The following is a 20,252-nucleotide window of genomic DNA, read 5'->3' as shown; positions in this document are numbered from 1 at the left end:
ATCCATAGTGATACTCATATTTGAAAAATCAAAATAAAGGAGATTTAAAGATGTAAGGAGATAAAAATATGAAATATCATGACATGATAATAGAAAATATAAGTGTATGTGAATTTCTTTTATCGTGTGAAAGTAAGATATTTTGTTTAGGAAAATTTTTATGCGTTATTAAATAATATAATAGAAAAAGAATACATTTCTAAAAGAGGACTTTTTACGCCAAAGTGTAGAAGTCCTCCTTTTTTATTATCACTAACGGAAAAGGAGAGAATGGGAGTCGTTTAACCTTATATTCCATTCATAATGGCCGTGCGATTGAGGGGACAAGAGTTCTAACGGGTGATGTTATCGGTGAAACACCAGATAATACAGGTTTGAAAGTTTCTTATCAAAAGTATAAGAACAAGAAAGAAAAATTGGTGTATGTCAATCTTCAATTTTATTTCCCAAAAGTCATTCAACTTCAGACTACTATTTTACCAGCAATTAGTCAGTTTGGTGGGGATGAGTTTGAATGAGCAAAACATATTTATGAGTTTTTGAAATCTCAAGGGCCAAGCGGTGGTAGACACCAGAATAAACCGACTGACTAGGTGGCTTACAGGTTCTGTAAGTCGTCTTTTTTACTTTAATAGTAATGTTTTACATTTTAAGGAGAACGCAGTTTTGGCTCGTTCTCTTTTTTTGTTGTGATACTTCTTTCAAGGAATATTTGATAGGATTGGAGTGAAAAAAGATTAACTAGGAAAGAAGGAAGTATATGGAAGCCATTTATCAACGTGATTCGGATCAAGATGGACTAACTGATGCTCAAGAATTGACGCTAGGAACCAATCCTCTTAGCGCAGATTCTGATGGTGATGGTCGTTCAGATTTAGTAGAAGTAGAAGAAGGAACCAATCCCTTAGAAAAGGATTTACAAGACATGGGCCAAACAAGTATAACTGAACCGTCTTCAGTATTTATGGAAATGAAACAAAAGATTTCAGATATGATGGAGAGTCACTACAAGGAATTTATACAGGCTCTGATTAGTATTGAAACAGGGATTGAAAACCAACAAGACCTAGAAGACTTATATACTTACTACATGAGAACAGATGCCGTTTCTCTTTTGTCTAGTGATTTAGAAACCAGTCCTCAAGAGGTTGAAATGGAGATAGAGTTGTAGGGGAATCATGTGATTCTCCTATTTTCGTATAGATGAAAGGAGCGAGTATGGAAGTAATGCAATTATTGGCTATGTTTCGTGGAACAATTCCAAAAGATAGGGAGAAAATGGGCCTATTTCTTCGTTATCAAGCGCAACATTTTGATGAGAAATGGCAAGACTTGGTAGAGAGTTTTTTGGCTGAAGAGGGCAAGATAAAAGAGATACCTCATGTCTATTCATTTCATCAAGATATTATTTCTTTCCTAGAGGCCAGTTCTGAGAATAATGACCAAGATCTAGAAAGTTACACAAGAAATTTTGGACAAGCAGGTCTAGATAAATTATCTCAATTAAGCAATTGGGAGAAAAACTTGGTGCTAGAAGTCGCAACCTATAACCTTTCCACTCGATTTCACATCCAATCTGGAAAAGAGAAGTTAGAACCATTAAGTGAGCTTGTATTTCATCAAAATCAGGATGTCAATTTAGTCAATGTCTATCGGGTTGCGAATAATCTATCTGACCGTATTAGTAGAGATATAGAGGAATTTCTTCTAATGGTTGACTCAAAAGAGCTTAAAAAAGAAGTTATTGAGATTCATTTTGAAGAAAAAGAGGGAGATGTTCTAGCTTATTTGGGTTCAGAATTGATGGCTACTTTAGATACCGTGACGGATCTTGTCCATCATGAAGAAAACTACACACAACTCCCACTGACACAAAAGCTGAAGATTATTACTCATTTTGATGAAGTAAAGGCTATAAGAAAAAAGTCTAATCAAGTAGAGGAATCTTTGTCTCCTTCAAGTGATGTTGAACAGGAAACGGAAGAAACGAACTCTTTTTCTAATGTCGATAAAATTGTAGAAGAAGCTTTGAGGAAATATCCAATCGGTTCACAAGTAAGTTATAAAGGACAAGTATTTCAGTTGGTTTCGATTGAAAATGCACAGTTAAATAACTTAGTTCGCCTAGAGCTATTCAATGATTCCAACCAGTTATTTGAAGAAAGTCCTATCTTATACTTGAACAGTTTAGAAGAGATTGAACAAGTATTGTCTATCGTAGAACTTGAAAAAGAAGATTCAGAGATTGAGATTGATTCATCAAGTGAAAATCAGGAAATAGATTTGTTTTCCTACCTGGAAGAAGAAAAGGAAAGAGATAAGGAAACAGAATCAACACCACTTATTTCAAGTGTAGAAGAGTTGGATATTCCTGTTCAAGATTTTGTTTTTCCAGATGATTTAGAGGACTTTTATCCTAAGACAAATCGAGAAAAAATTGAAACGAATATCGCCGCAATTGAACTTGTTAAAAGATTAGAAAAAGAGAGACGACAAGCAAATCCAGAAGAACAAGAACTACTAGCCAAGTATGTCGGATGGGGTGGCCTTGCCAATGAATTTTTTGATGAACTCAATCCAAAGTATGAAACAGAACGTTTAACTCTTAAGAGTTTAGTAAGTAAATCAGAATACTCCACTATGAAACAAAGTTCTCTCACAGCCTATTATACAGACCCAATGATTATTCGCCAGATTTGGCAAAAGTTACTGGATGATGGTTTTGAGGGAGGAAGGATATTAGATCCTTCTATGGGAACTGGGAACTTCTTTGCGGCTATGCCTAGAAGTATACGAGATAAATCAGAACTCTATGGGGTTGAATTAGACAGTGTGACAGGCGCAATCGCAAAACAACTCCACCCCAATACCCATATTGAAGTGCGAGGATTTGAAGAAGTTCCCTATCAAAATAATAGTTTTGATTTAGTCTTAACGAATGTTCCTTTTGGAAATTTTCGCATTGCCGATAAAAACTATGATAAACCTTATATGATTCACGACTACTTTGTCAAACACTCACTTGATTTAGTAAGAGACGGAGGACAAGTGTCGATTATCTCATCTATTGGCACAATGGATAAGCGGACAGATAATGTCTTACAAGAGATTAAATCCAACACTCATTTTTTAGGGGGAGTTCGGTTGCCAGATACGGCTTTTAAAAAGATTGCAGGTACCCGAGTGACTACAGATCTCCTCTTCTTTCAAAAGGACCAAGCAAAGAATCTTAATGAAGAGGAACTTGTTTTTAATGGTTCTATTCCCTTTGAGGAGGATAAGCGTGTCTGGATCAATCCATATTTTGATGGGAAATACAATACACAAGTTTTGGGTGAATATGAGGTACGTAATTTTAATGGAGGTACTCTCAATGTTAAGGGGGTATCAGAAACATTAGCTACTGACATAATGAAAGCATTAGAGAATGTGGAAGCACTTAAACAAATTGACAATTCTTTGAAAGCACCTGTTTTTATCCAAGAAGAAGTGGATAATTCTATCCCAAGTCGTATACGTGAGGACTTAGCGCTCTATTCTTTTGGATACGAGGGAAATCAAATTTATTACCGAGATACGCATGGCATTCGGAACAGTTCAAAAGTAGACGAAATTAGTTATTATGTAGATGAGAATGGAGATTTTAAAGCTTGGGACAGTTCTTTGTCTGAACATAAAATAGATCGATTTGTGCAACTTCATTTGACAGATGAGGAAGCACTAGATGTTTACAAGTCAGAAGAAGCGAGTAAAAGAGGGAAATATAAGGGACTGTTCAAAAAAACTGTCTTTTATGAAAGTCCCTTATCGGATAAGGATATTGGTCGCATTAAGGGCATGGTTGATTTGAGAGAGACCTATCAATCCTTAATTGAAATTCAACGTCATCAAGATTATAGTCGGACAGATTTTCAGGTATTACTTAGTAAACTCAATCGTGACTATGACCGCTTTGTAAGTCAATTTGGATACTTGAATGCCTCCGTTAATCGGAACTTATTTGATAGTGACGATAAGTATTCTTTACTAGCAAGTTTAGAAGATGAATACATTGATTCTAAAGATCAGAAAGTAAAATATAAAAAATCTTTAGCCTTTGAGAAAGCATTGGTTAGGCCAGAGAGAGTGATTGCAAGAGTTTCAACTGCTCTAGATGCCTTAAACTCTAGTTTATCGGATGGTAGAGGGGTTGATTTAGACTATATGGTATCAATTTATCCCGAACATAGCCAAGCTGCTATTTTAGATGAGTTAGGTGACCAGATTTTAATAGATCCCGAAAGATATTTAAGAGGAGAAAGAAAATATCTTTCTAAGAACCAGTTTTTGTCAGGAGATATTCTCAACAAGATAGAAGTAGTTCAACTATTAGTGGAGGAAAACAACCAAGAATATGATTGGAACCACGCTTTAGATTTGTTAGAATCTGTTCGCCCTCCGCGGATTCATCTGGCAGATATTGAGTTCAAAATAGGGTCACGTTGGATCCCTCAATCCGTTTATGGTAAATTTGCCTTTGAATGTTTTACCAATCGTGAATTTGAATTGTCTTCGCCTGATGTAGAACAAGTCATTGAAGTGAATCCTGTTGATGGGCAGGTTCATTTAAGGACATCATTTGCTTATCGCTATCCAAGTGCCAAAGATAGTAGTCTTGGAGTCAGTGGGTCACGTTATGATACAGGAAGAAAGATTTTTGAGAATTTACTTAATTCGAACCAACCTACTATTACCATGACTATTACGGAAGGAGAAAAGAAAAAGACCATCACAGATTTGGAAAAAACTTCTGTTCTAAGAGCGAAAGAGCAGCATTTACAAGAGCTCTTTCAAGAATTTGTCTCACGGTATCCAGAAGTCCAACAAGTCATTGAGGAAAGCTATAATCGTCTTTATAATCGAACAGTTAGTCGAGAGTATGACGGTAGCCATCTAGTCATTGATGGCTTGGCACAAAACATCAGCCTTCGCCCTCATCAAGAGAATGCCATTCAAAGAATCGTAGAAGAAAAAAGAGCTTTATTAGCTCATGAGGTAGGTTCAGGAAAGACCTTGACCATGCTTGGTGCTGGGTTTAAATTAAAGGAGTTGGGGATGGTTCATAAGCCCTTGTATGTGGTGCCCTCTAGTTTGTCTGCTCAATTTGGCCAAGAGATCATGAAATTTTTCCCTACTAAAAAGGTCTTTGTGACTACTAAGAAAGATTTTGTGAAGGCGAGAAGAAAACAATTTGTGTCACGTATTATTACAGGAGATTACGATGCCATTGTCATTGGGGATTCTCAATTTGAAAAAATCCCTGTCAGTAAAGAAAGACAGATGAACTATATTGAGGATAAACTCAATGAACTACGAGAGATTAAAACACATTCTGAAAACAAGTATACCGTTAAAGAAGCGGAGCAATCAATAAGTGGTCTAGAGAAACAATTGGAAGAACTCCAACGCTTTAATCGTGATAGTTTTATTGATTTTGAGAACTTAGGAATTGATTTTCTCTTTGTGGATGAAGCACATCACTTTAAAAATATTCGTCCAATTACTGGACTTGGGAATGTAGCAGGGATTACTAATACAACTTCTAAGAAGAATGTGGATATGGAGATGAAGGTTCGACAGATTCAGGAAGAACATGATTTTAAAAATATTGTCTTTGCGACAGGAACACCTGTTTCCAATTCTATTAGTGAGTTGTATACTATGATGAACTACATTCAACCGGATATCTTAAAACGCTATCAAGTTGATTATTTTGACTCTTGGGTAGGTGCTTTTGGAGAAATTCAAAACTCTATGGAATTAGCTCCTACAGGGGATAAGTACCAACCTAAGAAACGATTTAAAAAGTTTGTCAATCTACCTGAGTTGATGAAAATCTATAAAGAAACAGCCGACATTCAAACACAAGATATGTTGGATTTACCTGTTCCAGAAGCTCATATTATCCCTATTGAGAGTGAGTTAACTGAAAACCAGAAACTCTATCTAGAAGAATTGGTTATGAGGTCAGATATGGTCAAATGTGGAACAGTTGATCCGAGTCAGGATAACATGTTAAAAATTACGGGTGAGGCACGAAAACTAGCAATTGATATGCGTTTATTGGACTCTAGTTATAGTCTAGCAGATAATCATAAACTGCTTCAGGTAGTGGATAATGTTGAAAGAATTTATCGTGAGGGAATGGAAAATAAGGCTACTCAGATGATTTTTTCAGATATTGGCACACCTAAGAAAAAAGATAATGGCTTTGATGTTTATTCTGAGATTAAGGCTTTATTAGTTGATAGAGGAGTCCCTAGTAAGGAAATTGCCTTTGTACATGATGCCAATAGTGATGAAAAGAAGAATAGTTTGTCTCGAAAGGTCAATGCAGGAGAGGTGCGGATTCTCCTTGCCTCAACTGAAAAAGGAGGAACAGGTTTAAATGTTCAGAGCAAGATGAAAGCAGTTCATCATCTGGATGTACCGTGGAGACCAAGTGACATTCAGCAGCGCAATGGACGGATTATCCGACAGGGAAATGAAAACAAGGAAGTGGATATTTACCACTATATTACCAAAGGTTCGTTTGATAATTATCTATGGGCAACTCAGGAGAACAAACTCCGTTATATTAAGCAAATTATGACTTCTAAGGAGCCGATTCGTGCTGCAGAAGACATTGATGAGCAGACTATGACAGCTTCTGATTTTAAGGCACTAGCAACAGGTAATCCTTATCTCAAATATAAGATGGAACTAGAGAATGATCTAACTCTATTAGAAAATCAAAGACGCGCCTTTCAACGCAGCAAGGATCACTATCGTCATACAATCTCTTACTGTGAAGAAAATATGCCCATTCTTGAGAAACGATTAAGCAAGTATGAAGGCGACATTCAACAGTCTGAAATGTCGAAAGACCAATCATTTTCTATGACGATAGGTAAACAAGTTTTTGAGCAACGAGCTGAAGCAGGTGAATCCCTACACCGTCTTATCCGTCATAATCAATCTGACAGCAAAGAATTTCGAACCCTAGCAAGTTATCGAGGATTTGACATTAAAATGCTTAGTCTACCAACGAATCAGCCTCTTCCTGAAACCTTCTCTGTTAAGATTGTAGGAGAAAATCAGTATTCTGTCAGTTTGGATTTGTATTCTCCTTTGGGGACAATTCAAAGGCTTCAGCATACGATAGACCACATTAAAGATGACCAAGTGAAAACTCAGAACTTATTGGATGAATTAAAGGATAAATGGACTACTGCTAAGGTAGAAATTGAGAAAAATTTTCCAAAGGAAGAGGATTATCAAACTAAAAAGGCCGAATACGATGTACTCGCGCCATTGATTGAAACAGAAACGGATTTAGATATTATTGATCAGGCCTTACGACAATTCCACGAAAAAGGAAAAGAAAAGCAAGAACAACTTTCTTTTGAATTAGATTAAAAAATAGATATAAATAGCGGACAAGAAAAGAAAAGCGCGGTAGAATAAAGATAGAAAGAAACGAGGTAACGATTATGATGGAAGATACCTATTATCAATTAGAAGAGGCTTTGGTACAGGGATTTCAAACACCTGAAGAATACCAAGCCTACAAGGAGTTAAAGGAACATTATGAGGAAGTGACAGGGGATTACAGTTTTTCTAAACGAGAGCTCACTAGTCAATTGGAAATCGCTCTTCAGAATCATCAAGGTGTGGACTTTGAAGAACATGAAAAAGAAGAGTATTTGGACTTAGTTCAAAAATTAGAAGAGTTTGATTCCTCTCTTGCCACCCATTATCGTCAGTTGATTGATTAGAAAGGAGAAAGTCATGAATGATTTACTCCTTATCCCGGTAATTTTTTTAGCAGTTGGAGGAATTCTCATTCTTTTATGGAGACTCTTTCTTATTGCCAGTGGACTTTTCCTGATTGGTTTTGTCAGTTTTCTTATTTTCGTGGAGGTTTATGGAATTTATTTGTTCTTTACTGAACCTACTTTATATTTTGATGATATCAGACAATATGGTTTAACTAGTTTTACGGCTGTGTACCTTTTCATCAATCTGATGTTGGTTCTAGGATTTAGTTGGCGCTTCATTAACTCCATAAATAAGCATAAAATGTGAACTTTTTAGATAGTTAAAAGACTTTATTCAAAGGTAAGTTTGAATAGAGTTTTTTGTTGATGTGCTTATAATCCCGTCTTAGTACTTAGTGTGAGAAACAAAAAGAGATGAATTAAAATTAAAGTGTACAGAATGCTTTAGAGTTTCTATTTTTCTTATAATATATAGTAATTTCGGTACAAATTAACTTGTATATTCTATCTGGTTTAGTGTGATATATTCATTGTTCAATAAAAATATGAGTTCTCCTCTTATTTTAAAAAATAATTATTTTATAATTTTTTTATATTTAGTGTAAACTATTCATTGCGTCCCAAATGCGGGAAGTTTATTTCTGATTTTCATATTTGGATTATAATATTCTCATCAGAGTTACTTAAGGAGTAAGATATGAACCAGATTATGAAACAATATAAATTTCTATATTTCTTGATTATTTTATTAAGCTTGACAAGTGCTGTTTTAATGACATTCTTCTCTCTTCAATTAGGAAGAATACTTGATAGTATAACTAATTCAAATAGTGGATTACTCTTTCATATCACTATTTGTGTAAGTTTAATTTTACTGTGGTTCTTTATCTCTTGTTCTTATTCCTATCTTAAAAACCAATATGTAAAAAAAGTTATTATAGATCTAAAAAAGGGTCTCTTATTACATTATTTATCGCGTGAATTTAACCAAATTGACAACCGTAACCATTCAGATTTCTTAAATAATATCACCAAAAATAGTGACCTTATTCAAGAAAATTTATTGATTCCTAGAATCTCTCTAATTGCAAATTTAGGGACCCTTATCATGAGTGTGGTTGCCATTATCTATATAGAATGGCGATTAGCATTAGTCTTTCTTTTATTGTCGAGTATAACGATTTTTCTATCTCAAATTCCTGGAAAGTTAATGACTAAAGCAACTAATAATTATTCCCTACAAAATAGTCACTATTTGTCAAAAATGACAAACTTTATTAATGGTTTTGAACAAATTAAGTTATTAAATATTCAAAGCTGGACCCAAGAAAAAATTCAGGGAATCAGTTTAGAATTTGAAGAGTCCAGAAAGACATATCAATTCTTAAAAGACTTAGCTTCAACTACTGGAATTTTACTAAGTTTTGGCTCTCAACTATCCTGTATGGTCGCTGGTATCTTTTTTGTAAGGAATAACTTACTGACTATTGGATTACTCGTAGCAAGTATTCAATTATTAAACGGTGTTTTTGCTCCATTACAATCTATTCTTTACAATAAAAATTTAATCAGCAGTAGCAAGTCCATTATTGATAATATCCAAGAAAATCTATATGAGACAAATCATGGAACTTTCCATAAAACAAGTACAATTGATTGTGATAACATTTCGACTATTTCTATTAGCCAATTATATTATGAAATTGAAAATAGAATATTATTTGATCATTTTTCCTATGAATTTAAAAAAGGCAAGCGCTATGCGATTATCGGTGCTTCAGGAACTGGGAAAACAACTTTAGTAAAATTAATACTAAATTATTATCCAAAAAATCTTTATGATGGAGAAATAAAAATCAACGGAAAACAGAATATTGATATTCCCTCAGAGGAGTTATATAAAGATATTGCGTTTGTGCAAAAAAATGACTTTCTTATTGAAGGCAATATTCTAGAGAATATCAAATTGGCTAGAAACCTTCATTTAACTGAAAAATTAAGAAAATCCTTAGGGTTTAATGAAGACTTCCTTCGTAAAAACCTAGCTCAATCAAACAAAATCATTTCAGAAGGAGAAAAGCAACGAATTGATTTAGCTAGGTTTTTAGTCAAAACATATTCAGTTTATATATTTGACGAACCTACAAGTAACCTTGATCCAATAAAAGCAAAAGAAATAATGGACTACATTCTATCCATTAAAGATGCAATTGTTATTGTCATTACTCATGATCAAAATCCAGAAATATTGGAAGAGTTTGATCACGTTATTACCTTATAGATAAATGGCCTAGTCTACTAAATGAATGATGTGTTTCTCAAAGTATTGTTTGTAATTTTTGTGGATTGTTTTATTGAAGAGTTCGAAAATTTTTAAAGCTTCTTCGATTTTTAAAAGTGATTTTTGATTATGATAGAATTTCAGTTCCAAATATCCATCTAAATATAGCAAAATAGTTTGTTCAAAAAAATCTGTGGAATCCGCTAATATATTCTTCGTAGCCTGTTTTAAAAATAAAGATTTCTCATATAAGTCGTTCTCAATCATTATAATCAAAGAATTGAGAAGTAGCTGAATGAGAGATTGTCTATTTCTAGGTATAGGACTATACAATTTCCCTTTTTTGAGCGCCTCTTTGGCATATCTAAATAATAAATCTGGAGATAGAACACGACAGCAATTTCCAAGGATGAGCGTTTCGTAATAACCCCAGTTTTCAACGGAAAATAAATAGTTTGTAAGATAAGAGGCGTCTTGACGACTCAATTGATAATTCTTATCCATTCCTGAAACAATACTTTCGATGAAAATAGCATTTAATTTATGGTAATGAGAATTTGTCTCATGAAAAAGTTCTATTTCTTTCTCTACCATATCTAGTAATGCTTGAGTATCTTCATTATATGCGGCCTGTTTAACAGAAGCTATTAAGGTATTAAAATCCGAAGGTTGATAATGATTACAGATAAGCAGAAATTCTTCTAGTGTTAATCCTATTCTTTCAAGAAGATACAATAACTTAAAGACAGAAATCTCTGTTTCTCCTAATTCAAATCTAGATATTTGAGATTTTGAAATTTCAGCACCTGCTAATGAAGAAATAGAAATCCCCTTTTCTTCTCTTATTTTCCTATAAGTTTCACCTAAAATCATACTTATCTCCATTTACCATAAAAAATCATTAGAAAGCGTGACAGATTATGAAAAAATACTATCAAATTTTTTTATTGCTATTTGATATTATCATTATTATTGGATTATATCAATAAAATTAATGAGTGTGGGAAAATCCAATACTAGGAGAAAATGAAATAAATATTTCTACAATAAAACGTATGATATCAAGTTTTTTGGAAAGCCTCTGTTCGTAAATTATTTTAACTCATAGTTGATGATTCCAAAAATTGAAAAGTTTTAAACTTAGCATTTAAACGCTCAATTTTAATACGAATTACAACTATCTCTATTAAACTTCTTATCCTCTACAGTCGATACATGCTTTTTAGAACTTTTTAAAGGAAAAAAGATATCTCATGAATATTCATAGTATCTAAATAACAAAAACAAGTAATTGCTCTGACAAACTTGACCTATACTTTCTTTAAAAAGAGTAAAATCATGTGTATGACCATCTCAAAAAACTAATTGACAGGCACGAAGTGTCGTTAAATCGAGTATGATTGTGTCTTTATGGTGTATATCTTTTTCCAGGATAATTCTTACTTTGGTTTCTTTTAGGACATTGAAATAGGACTTTCTGTGACATCAATAGCTATAGTGACACTTGTTGATTTTAAGTTTTCTAAGTCAAATAGACTTGAGGAATGAAGAGTATATTCTACGAATGTTAATGTTCAGTGACTATCGCTAGTCCAAGACCAAAATCAAAAAACTAGAAGATGTTGAGTTGATTAATAGCATAAATAATGCAAGTTCAGAATTAACTGTTTTTCTAGACTTAAAGTTTTTGTGCCTCTTCTTTTACAGTGTTTGGCTTTATAAGTTGTATCTAGACAGGATATCTTTGTTAGGAAGGTATCCTTTTTGACACTAATAAATAATTTAAAGTTCTCAGGAGTTAGTTGCATGGTTTTTCGTAAATAGTTTTCTTAACTATAGTATAGTATAGCATAGTACAGTATGGCACTTTATTTTTTCCAATAAGTCTATTATACCCCAAGGACAGCTAGTTTTAATTTTTTTCTCTGAACTGTACGATTTTGCGCCAGAAATGTAGGAATTACCTTTCGTTGTGATGTGATAAAACTTACAAGTTCTTTTTGTTATTCTTGACCTAGTTTTTATAGAAAGAAGGTCTAAGATGTTAAATAAAGTCAAAACTAAAGCCTTAATTAGTGTTGGAGCAGTAGCTGCAACTAGCTTTATTCTCATGATGGGATATACTGTTGGTCAACATTCTACTGCTAAACAAAGTCGTAAAGAGATTGAATTGGCTGCAGCTAAACTTGTAGAGGATAAACAAGCAGAAGATAAAGCCAGCATTTTGTCATCAGATACTGTAAAAGAATTTTTGACTCAGTACTATACGAAAGAAAAGCTCGGAGAAAATAATACACGTATTCAACCTTATATGACTGAATCGGCTTATTCTCAAGAATTGTCAAGTCAAAATGATGCCATGAACCAAGTGTATAAGGACTATATTTTGGATTATCATTTTGAAAAAGCAGATATCTTTGTCAATCAGACTACGAATCAAGCTATTGCCATGGTGTCTTATAATGTAACCTATGTATCCGATTTAAAGAATGCCAACCAATCAAAGACCAATCAGACAGAAACCAGAACGGTTAAGTTGTCTTATTCGAAACTACCAGGTAAGTTATTGGTCAATCAAGTGCAGGTTTGGAAATCTGGGTTAGATGATTTGGATAAGGCCACTCCCAAAACTTTGGAAGAATCCTCATCTGTTCCATCACTGCCAAATACTACAACAAAATGATGATATTGCATGGAAATAGAAGAATGTAAGCAAATTTCAATTCTTGATGTAGCCAAACGTTTAGGTATCTCCTTTAAACAAGTTTCGAGCAGTGTCTATGAACATCCTGAACACGATTCATTCCGAATTTTTTCAACTACCAATACTTTTAAATGGTTTTCAAGAGATATTCAAGGTGATGTCATTGATTTTGTTCGACTTGTTAAGGGAATTTCCTTTAAAGAAGCTCTAGCCTTTCTTTCTGAAGAACCTTTTCAAAAAAAAGCTGTTCAAGAAAAGAGAGAGAGACCATTTTATTATCCTTTAAAGAGAATAGAAGATTCTAACTGTAGTCTGGCCAGATATTATTTAACAGAATGTAGAGGAATTTCAGAAGAAATCGTACAAAAGATGATACAACAAGGTTTGATAGCACAAGCCAGCTGGAAGACAAATGAAACAGTTGAACCTGTTATTGTGTTTAAAAGCTTTGATCATCGTCATAAGTTGCAGGCGGCAAGCTTACAAGGGATATATAAGAATCCCGCTCTTTCTAGAGAGAGGTTAAAAACAATTCTAAAAGGAAGCCATGGACATGTTGGAATCTCCTTTGACATTGGTAAACCAAATAGACTGGTCTTTTGTGAATCGTTCATTGACTTGATGAGCTATTACGAACTTCATCAACAAAATCTATCTGATGTTCGTTTGGTATCTATGGAGGGATTAAAAAGGTCTGTTGTGGCTTATCAAACTTTACGGCTGATAGCTGAAGAAAATCAGAAGTTGGAATTCTTAGATACAGTAACATCTTCAAAGTTATTGCCTTTGATCAATACAATTCGTGATACCACTGCCTATTTCGATAATCATCCTGATTTATTGACACTTGCGGTAGATTGTGATGATGCAGGAAAAGATTTTTCTGATAAGTTATCTCAATCAGGATTTCCTGTTTTCCTGGATTTCCCTGATAATGAATCTGGGAAAGAAAAAGTAGACTGGAATGATGTCCTTAGAGAAAAGAAATCAGATTTACAATTGATGATCGAGAATGCAAAAGAGACATTGAGGAATCAACCAGTAAGACAAACCTCTCAATGTTTAGAATTGTGATAACAAAATCAAGATGTTTTAGCTAATATTAGAATGAAGGAGGATAGTATATGACCATTATTGAACGCTTAGAAGAAAAGGTCACTAGGCAAGAAAGCAAGGTAGCAAGAGAGTCAGAAAAACTCGCTGCTTACAAAGAGCAACTAGAGACAGCGATGTTTGCGACGTTCAAAAGGCGTCAAAGCATTAGTCACATGAGTTTTGAAGAAGCTCTTGACCATGCATTTGGCAAAGAAAGACAATTCGATGATTCTGAATTTAGAAAGGATGAAATGAGTGAATGACAAAAGATTGGAATTTTAATCAACCATTAGAGAGTAAATCAGAAAATCAAGAAGATCCAGATAAAATTGCGGCCTTATTTGGAAATCATCAAGGAGGTAATGATGTAAATTATGAAGCAGCTTTTCAAAAGCGAAAACAAGCACCTGTGACAGAATCAAATCCTAGTTCTAAACCCAAAATTACAGAGGTTAGAGCAGTAAAAGAGACAGATATCACTACAAGTTATCAGCAACATCTTAAAAGACTTATTGCGGATAACAATAGCGATATTCAAAGCAGTCAAAAGAAAATTGAAGAGCTACATACGTTGATTGACACAAAGAATAAAGACAATAAGAAATTACAGTCCATTTATGATGCGATTTCGGAATTACACTAAGCAGTCCTGATAGGCTGCTTTTTTTGAGAGGTTATAGATGTTTACAACATTTTTTAAGAAAAATCACGACAATAGTGATGTATTTAAAAAGCTGATTCATAGACTATCTGATATGTCTGTCCAAGATCTTGAAAAAATAGACCGACTGTTAGATATCATTTTCACTCCAGATCAAGAATCAGAACAAGTAAAAACAGAATCAACTTATAGGGAAGAAACTTTGGACGACACATTAAAGGAAGCTAAGAATCAACTTCATAAGGAACAATTGGAGAAGAATTTAGAGAGATTTAGGAAAGACGGAAGGAAGTGAATAGTTTTATACAATTTTCTTTTACTTGAATAAAGTCTTGTGTTATACTTTTAGTATAGACTAGAGAAGGAAGTAAATATTTTGGAGTTGACTACCAAGCAGGAAAAGCAACTAGGTCAGACGCAGTGGTTTCATGCTACATTATTGAGACATTTAGAATCCTTAAAAAGTGGTATAGATGTTAAATTTAATTTAGGAAGTGAGCTAGATTTTGGTCCTGGTTTCTATATCACGCCTGACTTTGAACAAGCTAGAAAATTTATTAACAAGCAAGTTGAAGTATTAAATCGAAGCAGCTCTAATAATAATATTTTTGACTCAGAAGAAGAAGTAGGAATTATAGTAGAATTTCGTATTTCAAATTTTATAGAAATTTTTAAGAACCCTGACTATCATTGTCACTATTTTGCAAAACATAAAAAGTCAGAGTCAGATTTAGATTTTGCTGAATTTGTCGTTCAAAATCGGGAAAATCCAGATGAATTACAACACCATTTTGATTTTATCTATGGTGTTCAGACTGATGACAATCCAACCCAAGCTTTAGCTCGTTTTCGTCAGAATGAAATTACAAAAGAAGAAATGCTTGCTGAGTTTAGAAAACCATATTCTTTTAAACAATTATCCATCCACAACCAATCTTTTTGTGATATAATGAAAATAGAGAAGGTTTATCAATCAAAAACAGGAGAGGAGTTACAAAAATGGCAGTAGTATCATTGGAAAATAATATTAAACTATATAGTTCAGAATTATTTCAAGCACTATTAAAAGCCTCTAATTATAAATTGGATAAGCGTATTGCTCAGACTGTTGCAGAAGGCTATGCTCGTAATCTAGATTATTCTGATCCTGAACTGATGCATGTTGGTGTAACTTCGGTTGCTAACAATCTGCTTACAAAAATTAAACAAGAGTATTTTAATGTATAGTATTTTGAGAAAAGCCACCTAAAAAGAAATAACTCTTTAGGTGGCTTTTATAGAAGTAAAGTTTAGTTAGAAAAATAAGAAATAACGCACCAATTTTGGTGCGTTCTGCTTTTTTATGCTATAATGGAATTATAAAAATAAAGGAGTTTACCATGATTGGAAAGAACATTAAATCCTTACGTAAATCACATGATTTAACACAACCCGAATTTGCACGGATTGTAGGTATTTCACGAAATAGTTTGAGTCGTTATGAAAATGGCACTAGTTCAGTCTCTACAGAATTAATAGACATCATTTGTCAGAAGTTTAATGTATCTTATGTCGATATTGTAGGAGAAGATAAAATGCTCAATCCTGTTGAAGATTATGAATTGACTTTAAAAGTTGAAATTGTGAAAGAAAGAGGTGCTAATCTACTATCTCGACTCTATAGTTATCAAGATAGTCAGGGAATTAGCATTGATGATGAATCTAATCCTTGGATTTTAATGAGTGATGATCTATCTGACTTGATTCATACGAATATCTATTTAGTAGAAACTTTTGATGAAATAGAGAGATATAGCGGTTATTTGGATGGAATTGAACGTATGTTAGAGATATCTGAAAAACGGATGATAGCCTAATGGAAATCCAAGATTATACCGATAGTGAATTCAAACATGCTTTAGAGCGGAACCTTCGCTCACTGACAAGAGGAAAAAAGTCCAGTAAGCAACCTATAGCGATTTTGCTTGGAGGGCAAAGTGGTGCCGGTAAGACTACAATTCATCGTATTAAACAGAAAGAATTTCAAGGAAATATTGTTATCATAGATGGTGATAGTTTTCGTTCTCAGCACCCACACTATTTAGAACTTCAGCAAAAATATGGCAAAGATAGCGTTGCATACACCAAAGATTTTGCAGGGAAAATGGTAGAGTCTTTAGTAACAGAATTGAGCCATTTGGGATACAATCTTTTGATTGAGGGAACTTTACGGACAATTGATGTTCCAAAGAAAACAGCACAACTCTTGAAAAGTAAGGGATATGAGGTACAATTAGCCATAATCGCAACCAAGCCCGAATTGTCCTATCTGAGCACTCTTATCCGATACGAAGAACTGTATGCTATTAATCCAAATCAAGCACGCGCAACTCCAAAAGAACATCATGATTTCATTGTAAATCATCTGGTTGATAATACACGACAATTAGAAGAACTAGCTATCTTTGAAAGAATTCAAATTTACAAACGAGATAGAAGTTGTGTATATGATTCAGGAGAAGATACAACTTCAGCAGCAACCGTTCTTCATGATTTACTATTTGGAGAATGGAATCAAGTGGAGAAAGAGATGTTGAAGGTGGGGGAAAAGAGACTTAATGAATTACATGAAAAATAAACAATTGATATTTTTAGGAGAGTAGATGTGAGAGGGTTTAATAACAAGATAAAGTCTGTTTATCAAGAACTAACAAATTCCAAAGAGAAATTCGGTAGCTTTCACAAAACTTTAATTCATTTGCATACACCTGTTTCTTATGATTATAAGCTATTTTCTGATTGGACTGCAACGAAATATAGAAAAATTACTGAAGATGAACTATATGATATATTTTTTGAAAATAAGAAAATAAAAGTTGATAAGACAATTTTTTTTAGTAATTTTGATAAGATTGTTTTTTCTAGTTCAAAAGAATATATTAGTTTTCTTATGTTAGCAGAGGCAATCATAAAAAATGGAATAGAAATAGTTGTAGTAACTGATCATAATACTACCAAAGGTATTAAAAAGTTGCAAAAGGCAGTCTCAATCATAATGCAAACTTATCCGAATTATGATATACATCCTCATATTTTACATGGAGTAGAAATTAGTGCAGCGGATAAATTGCATATTGTATGTATATATGATTATGAACAAGAGTCATGGGTTAATCAATGGTTAAGTGAAAATATTATAAGTGAGAAAGATGGAAGTTATCAACATTCACTGACTATAATGAAGGATTTCAATAATCAAAAAATAGTTAACTATATTGCTCATTTCAATAGTTATGACATTTTGAAAAAAGGTTCTCACTTATCAGGTGCATATAAACGAAAAATTTTTTCTAAAGAAAATACACGATTTATTGGAGTTAAAAATATAAATTCTATTGAAGGTTCTAGAAAAAAACTATTAGCAGATTTTAATTGTGAGCCCAACTTTCTATTAGATAATGATTCTCACGAAATTGATTCACTCGGGAAGAACAATCTGTGGTTGAAAGGTGGAAAAATTTCTTTCAAGATGTTTCAAGAAGCATTGTTTGATTATAACGTATCAGTTAGTTTATGTGAGCCAAGCTTTAAACAAAAGTCTTACATAAAAGGATTATATATAGAAAATCGTGGGGGAAATAGAAGCTTTCTTGCAGGTGATAAATTAAAAAAAGATAAAGACTTCTTTTTAACATTTTCACCATCTATGAATTGTTTAATTGGAGGGAGAGGTACAGGGAAAAGCACATTAATTGATATGCTACAATTTGTACTTTCTCAAGATTGTGATAAGCAAAGCAAATTGGAATTTCTATGTAACCATGCAAATGCTTTTGTACTCTATGTTTTAGAAGAAACTGAATATATTATTGAAGTTAGTTTGCCAGATGTCAAACAAGAAAATAAGGATAATATTTTACAATATTATGGGCAAAATCGAGAGAATAGGTTTGGCTATTCTTATAGATTTAATTCTGACTCTATTAAAGAATGGACACGGTCTCAGTACACAAAAGTTTATAAAGTTGAAGGTAACTATTTTAGATTAGTTGATAAAACTAGAATTTTAGAGAAAATGTTTGATAGGAGATATTCTGTTAATGAATTAGTTAGAACAGCTGACGGTGAAAAAATTACAGAATTTATTTCTAATTTAATGATTAAAAATAAAAAATTACCGAGACCAGACTATGGGCTAAGAACTCAGACACTCGAATCGTTTGAAGTAAAATTAAAGGAACTTGATGAATATTTAAAACAGCGGAAGCAATTAATACTCGAAATTATTGAGGATTTTAATGAAACTCAGATTGGTAAGTTAAGAATTTGTTATGAGCAAATTGATAGATGGGAAGAACCGCATTTCGAAAGTTATCTTTTCAAGAATAATCGTTCTTCGTTTGATAATTATAGAATTAGTATGCAAGATGTAGCAGACGTTTTATATCTTATCTATCGGGAATTAGGAATGAAAGAATTTGTTAAAGTCATTGTAAGACAAAATATCCCTAATAAGTATTTTATGCTTTTAAAAAGTATCTCTGAAGATAATTTTGCAAAACAAGAAAATAATTGGAGAGATAAATCTGAAATTAATGAATACAACATTACGCATTTAAAAACGAGTATCTACTCTTTAATTGAAAATAGTAGTTTATTAAATGAGTTTAAAAGAGTCTTAAAAGCGCATGTAGCTAATGAAAGGTTATTTTTGGAATTTAATATTAACTCCAAAGAAACCTCACACCAACTTGATATTCTCTATAAAGAAGTTGGTGTATTAAGTTTGGGACAAAAAGTTGTAGCCATGCTTGATTTTTTATTAGCGTATAGTGATTATTCTAAAGACTTCAGACCATTGATTATTGATCAGCCTGAAGATAATCTAGATAATCGTTATATTTACATGCATTTAGTTCAGCAGTTTAGAGATGTGAAAGCTCAACGTCAAATTATTTTAGCAACACATAATGCTACAATTGTAACAAATTCTATGACAGATCAAGTTGTTATTATGGAGTCAGATGGAGTTAACGGATGGATTGAATCACAGGGATATGTTAGTGAAAAATATATAAAAAATCATATCATCAATCAATTAGAGGGAGGGAAAGATTCCTTCAAGCATAAAATGTCTATATATGAGACGGCTTTATCAGAGTAGAGCCAGAAAAAGTAGGTTAGAAATTTAGCCTACTTTTTTCTTTGTTCGACAGGCATAGTGTACATCTGAGGTCCAAGTCCTCTGTGGATATCTGCTGCAGATGAAACCAATAGCGACTCCTAAGGGTGAATATCGTGAGGTAGGGGGGAGAGGAAGGAATTAGCGGAATCAAGGCTCTATAAACGGAATCGTGACTTGAAGCCATATATCGGATGAGGAACTCTAAAATCCAAATAGGTGTCGTAACCTATATACGTAAATTACGAGAGTAAACTAGGAAAGATGTACGGCTTATTCCGTGAGCGTTTAGGACGTAGTACAACGAATCATGGGAGTCAGCTGAACCCATAGTATTGAAGAAATTTCTGTAATGGAAATGGAGCGAAGGGTGAATAACTAAATGAATATCTCTCTAATTAAATTTGTCAATCCTAATTCCTCGCCTGAAAAGACAGTGAACTGAAAATGTAAATGATGGAAGCTGATTATAAATATAGGACGGCACTGATAGAACGAATTGTAAAATGAGAAGATGAGTGAGAATAATGCTTTCGTTAAAACTTAGTTGG

At 33.3% G+C, this 20,252-nt stretch carries 16 protein-coding genes and 1 pseudogene; 16 read left to right on the top strand and 1 reads right to left on the bottom strand.

Translation table 11 applies throughout. The features are described from left to right. Window positions 1-245: 245 nt before the first annotated feature. From AC3E7H_RS02820 to AC3E7H_RS02795, 6 genes and pseudogenes are all read left to right on the top strand, one after another. A pseudogene (locus tag AC3E7H_RS02820) lies at window positions 246-515 on the top strand (phage tail tip lysozyme); the annotation flags it as partial. A 245-nt stretch (window positions 516-760) separates the two neighbouring features. Next, window positions 761-1,171: a thrombospondin type 3 repeat-containing protein gene (locus AC3E7H_RS02815; protein ID WP_000387515.1), complete on the top strand. Its 411-nt coding sequence runs from the start codon at window positions 761-763 to the stop codon at window positions 1,169-1,171. A 47-nt stretch (window positions 1,172-1,218) separates the two neighbouring features. Next, the gene (locus tag AC3E7H_RS02810; RefSeq protein ID WP_490676066.1) at window positions 1,219-7,437 is read left to right on the top strand and encodes a DEAD/DEAH box helicase family protein; all 6,219 of its coding nucleotides are present in this window, start codon (window positions 1,219-1,221) and stop codon (window positions 7,435-7,437) included. A 74-nt stretch (window positions 7,438-7,511) separates the two neighbouring features. Beyond that, the gene (locus AC3E7H_RS02805) at window positions 7,512-7,796 is read left to right on the top strand and encodes a DUF5962 family protein (protein ID WP_000969637.1); all 285 of its coding nucleotides are present in this window, start codon (window positions 7,512-7,514) and stop codon (window positions 7,794-7,796) included. A 13-nt stretch (window positions 7,797-7,809) separates the two neighbouring features. Then, window positions 7,810-8,106 (top strand): DUF5966 family protein, encoded by a 297-nt coding sequence (locus AC3E7H_RS02800; RefSeq protein ID WP_048789096.1) that lies wholly within the window; start codon window positions 7,810-7,812, stop codon window positions 8,104-8,106. Between the two features lie 390 nt (window positions 8,107-8,496). After that, window positions 8,497-10,080, top strand: a complete 1,584-nt coding sequence (locus tag AC3E7H_RS02795) for an ATP-binding cassette domain-containing protein (RefSeq protein WP_490676065.1) — start codon at window positions 8,497-8,499, stop codon at window positions 10,078-10,080. Between the two features lie 9 nt (window positions 10,081-10,089). Here AC3E7H_RS02795 and AC3E7H_RS02790 read toward each other — a convergent pair whose 3' ends face one another. Beyond that, window positions 10,090-10,953: a helix-turn-helix domain-containing protein gene (locus AC3E7H_RS02790; RefSeq protein ID WP_485745428.1), complete on the bottom strand. Its 864-nt coding sequence runs from the start codon at window positions 10,951-10,953 to the stop codon at window positions 10,090-10,092. 1,168 nt (window positions 10,954-12,121) lie between these two features. Here AC3E7H_RS02790 and AC3E7H_RS02785 point away from each other — a divergent pair. The 10 genes from AC3E7H_RS02785 (at window position 12,122) to AC3E7H_RS02740 (ending at window position 19,683) form a co-directional block, all read left to right on the top strand. Further along, a complete protein-coding gene (locus AC3E7H_RS02785; RefSeq protein WP_490676064.1) occupies window positions 12,122-12,763 on the top strand; it encodes a peptidylprolyl isomerase in 642 nt (213 codons plus the stop codon). Window positions 12,764-12,772: 9 nt separating this feature from the next. Next, window positions 12,773-13,858 carry a DNA primase gene (locus tag AC3E7H_RS02780; RefSeq protein WP_490676063.1) on the top strand — a complete coding sequence of 362 codons (1,086 nt, stop codon included), beginning with the start codon at window positions 12,773-12,775 and terminating at the stop codon, window positions 13,856-13,858. A gap of 50 nt (window positions 13,859-13,908) precedes the next feature. Next, the gene (locus AC3E7H_RS02775) at window positions 13,909-14,142 is read left to right on the top strand and encodes a DUF5965 family protein (RefSeq protein ID WP_002933293.1); all 234 of its coding nucleotides are present in this window, start codon (window positions 13,909-13,911) and stop codon (window positions 14,140-14,142) included. Next, window positions 14,139-14,522 carry a DUF5945 family protein gene (locus AC3E7H_RS02770; RefSeq protein ID WP_212576403.1) on the top strand — a complete coding sequence of 128 codons (384 nt, stop codon included), beginning with the start codon at window positions 14,139-14,141 and terminating at the stop codon, window positions 14,520-14,522. The genes AC3E7H_RS02775 and AC3E7H_RS02770 overlap by 4 nt, the downstream gene beginning before the upstream one ends. Before the next feature lie 37 nt (window positions 14,523-14,559). Then, a complete protein-coding gene (locus tag AC3E7H_RS02765; protein WP_000495441.1) occupies window positions 14,560-14,835 on the top strand; it encodes a hypothetical protein in 276 nt (91 codons plus the stop codon). Window positions 14,836-14,916: 81 nt separating this feature from the next. Further along, window positions 14,917-15,549, top strand: a complete 633-nt coding sequence (locus AC3E7H_RS02760) for a DUF3990 domain-containing protein (protein ID WP_000424175.1) — start codon at window positions 14,917-14,919, stop codon at window positions 15,547-15,549. Continuing rightward, window positions 15,540-15,767, top strand: coding sequence for a hypothetical protein (locus AC3E7H_RS02755; protein ID WP_000301903.1), 228 nt, complete (start codon window positions 15,540-15,542; stop codon window positions 15,765-15,767). Before AC3E7H_RS02760 ends, AC3E7H_RS02755 begins: the two co-directional genes overlap by 10 nt. 152 nt (window positions 15,768-15,919) lie before the next feature. Next, entirely contained in the window at window positions 15,920-16,396 is a 477-nt protein-coding gene (gene pezA / locus AC3E7H_RS02750) for a type II toxin-antitoxin system antitoxin PezA (protein WP_070586238.1), read from the top strand. After that, window positions 16,396-17,157, top strand: a complete 762-nt coding sequence (pezT, locus tag AC3E7H_RS02745; RefSeq protein WP_070586237.1) for a type II toxin-antitoxin system toxin PezT — start codon at window positions 16,396-16,398, stop codon at window positions 17,155-17,157. Before pezA ends, pezT begins: the two co-directional genes overlap by 1 nt. Window positions 17,158-17,184: 27 nt before the next feature. Further along, window positions 17,185-19,683, top strand: a complete 2,499-nt coding sequence (locus AC3E7H_RS02740; RefSeq protein ID WP_070586236.1) for a Spaf_1101 family AAA-like ATPase — start codon at window positions 17,185-17,187, stop codon at window positions 19,681-19,683. Window positions 19,684-20,252: the final 569 nt, after the last annotated feature.

The sequence above is a fragment of the Streptococcus sp. SCPM-O-B-15304 (M98) genome (assembly GCF_058200215.1).
Note: the sequence above shows the minus strand (reverse complement) of the source record. Positions and strands in the feature narration are given on the sequence as shown.